A 2,182-nucleotide genomic window follows, 5' to 3' on the forward strand; every position below is an offset into this window, starting at 1 on the left:
GTATCCTATTTTCATTATAGGCTGAGATAAGCTTTCATGATTCGTTGACAATTCACATACGATTGAAATCGAAGCAGACGGATTACTTATCCGCATGAGTAATGAGATCAAACCAGTACTTCTGAAGGTACTTATGGATACGCTAAAGGAGTCATTATGCTAGCAGATATCTCAAGTGTTGACGCAATCTATATCGTCTGTGGCTTATCCTCATAGTATTTTTATCCTCATCTTTTCTAAATATAAGGATGTATGCTAACTTTCCCTGTAAAAAAAAGATGAAGATAACATTATTTATCTTAAACCGCAGATACGGTATGCTGACTTCCAGATTTACAGAAGATACATTCATAGATAATAATTCCGAAACCCTGACAGCAGAGTCATAAAGCAATATCAGGATCAGCTTGTCCCTTCGGCCTATCTTAGTATCCGGTGGAGCAGAGAGCAGTGCCTTAAGGGCATCATCAGGGATGACTTCGCGTGTCAGCTTTGGTACTTTAAGAAAAGGCACCTGGGAAGCAGTAAGAGCTGCTGACTGTAATGATATGTCACAATCAGCAGCGTACCAAAGATAAGCCCTGATCGCGGCAAGCCTGTTATTACAAGTGGTTTCGCTGTTACCGTTTTTATGCAGGAACTCAATGTATAATAACAGAAACTCATGTGTACACTCCTCAAAACCAAAGGTACGAAGTGATAAATTCATAGTGTCGGTTACATATCTTCTAAACACGGTCAAAGCATCGCGGTAGGTTTCTATTGTATTCCGGCTTTTCAATGACTGTTCAGGCAGGTAATGCTCAAGGAAATCCAGTGTTTTTGAGAAAAACAGTATTTTTTTCGCTTTTTTTCCACTCATGGCCAGTCACCTCCGGGATAACGAAACCTGAAGTCTTGTCCCTGTCTCTGATAATCTGGAAAGCTTCGCTGATCTGATGGTAATAATAAAAAGTATCATCTGTACTCTGATGTCCCAGATATCGGCTCAGAAATGGAAGCATTTCTCTAAGTGAGACACCTTCTTCCATCCAGAGATTCATTCTTTTTACTACAAAACTATGTCTGAGACAGTGAACAGTAGGCGTTTTGTCACAGCCGTCTGCATATGGTGTTGCATTCCACGCCCTTCGAAATGCTGCGTTTATAGTGACAGAACACAGGCATCTGCCCTGTTCTCTTGCGGGAAAGACCCATTCTGATATACACCCATAATAATCATTCAGTACTGTTTTATATTCTTTTATTAACACCGTAAGATCATCTGACATATATACCAGTCTGTCTTTATGACCTTTTGAATGCATGATCGTCAATATTCCCGCTCCAAGATCCGCATCACTCCATTTAAGTTTTCTCGCTTCCGAAATACGCAGGCCACAGCAATAGATCAATCTGAAGATCACTTTATACTCTGTAGACAGACGTAAAAACGAGACCGCTTTTATCTCTGGGGAATAACTGTCGATCTCATGAAAGAATGCTGATATTTCATCATCTGACAAGATATGCACCAGTCTCTTTTCACATTTATAAAAGTTCGATGGAATATATGCTTCTTTACCGAGGGAGATCATGAATAACGCAAGCTGGCGGATTATAAATTCCCGTTGTATCTGCTCCTGGAGGGAATCTTCCAAATGGGACTCCCTGCTTTTTGCCTTTTCTTTTAAGCATTTCAGATGATAGGAAACATCCCCTTCTCTTTGAAGATAGGAAAGTAGCTGGTATTCCTCTTCTGTAAGCAACGGCTTTTTAAAAGCCCTCAGTGAAAACTTCAGTTCTTTTCCCATGGAAAGGGCTTCCATAAAATGCTTCATGCGTTCTGTCCGTGAAAAGGCCATGGGAGCCATGACTGACCGGCTGATTTTTATAGCCTGACGAAGAAGCAGGATTATCGCAAGCGCCAGTGCAGTACACAAATATACAAGATCCCAGCATCTTTTCTGGTATATGAAAAAGTATGCGCTGATTCCCTCTGCCACACTGCATATTGCTGTCATAATAAAATACTGTTCTTTAAGGTCCATCAAATGATATACATCATCTTCTGTCGCCTGTAGTCTCAAGGGCATCCATCCTTTCCGTCATGCCACGCTTATTTTATCCGGGGATTTCTTTTTTTCCTCTAGTGCTGTATCCGGTTAGTAACAATACTTTACAGTACTGAAAAAATTTGCTA

At 40.6% G+C, this 2,182-nt stretch carries 2 protein-coding genes; both read right to left on the reverse strand.

The genetic code is table 11. The features are described from left to right. Positions 1 to 154: 154 nt before the first annotated feature. The gene (locus LJE12_RS19370; protein ID WP_227227154.1) at positions 155 to 862 is read right to left on the reverse strand and encodes a tyrosine-type recombinase/integrase; all 708 of its coding nucleotides are present in this window, start codon (positions 860 to 862) and stop codon (positions 155 to 157) included. Then, a complete protein-coding gene (locus tag LJE12_RS19375) occupies positions 804 to 2,069 on the reverse strand; it encodes a tyrosine-type recombinase/integrase (RefSeq protein WP_227227153.1) in 1,266 nt (421 codons plus the stop codon). The genes LJE12_RS19370 and LJE12_RS19375 overlap by 59 nt, the downstream gene beginning before the upstream one ends. Positions 2,070 to 2,182: the final 113 nt, after the last annotated feature.

Source organism: Blautia sp. DFI.6.71 (genome assembly GCF_020593585.1).
In the GTDB taxonomy this organism is placed as follows: domain Bacteria; phylum Bacillota; class Clostridia; order Lachnospirales; family Lachnospiraceae; genus Blautia_A; species Blautia_A wexlerae.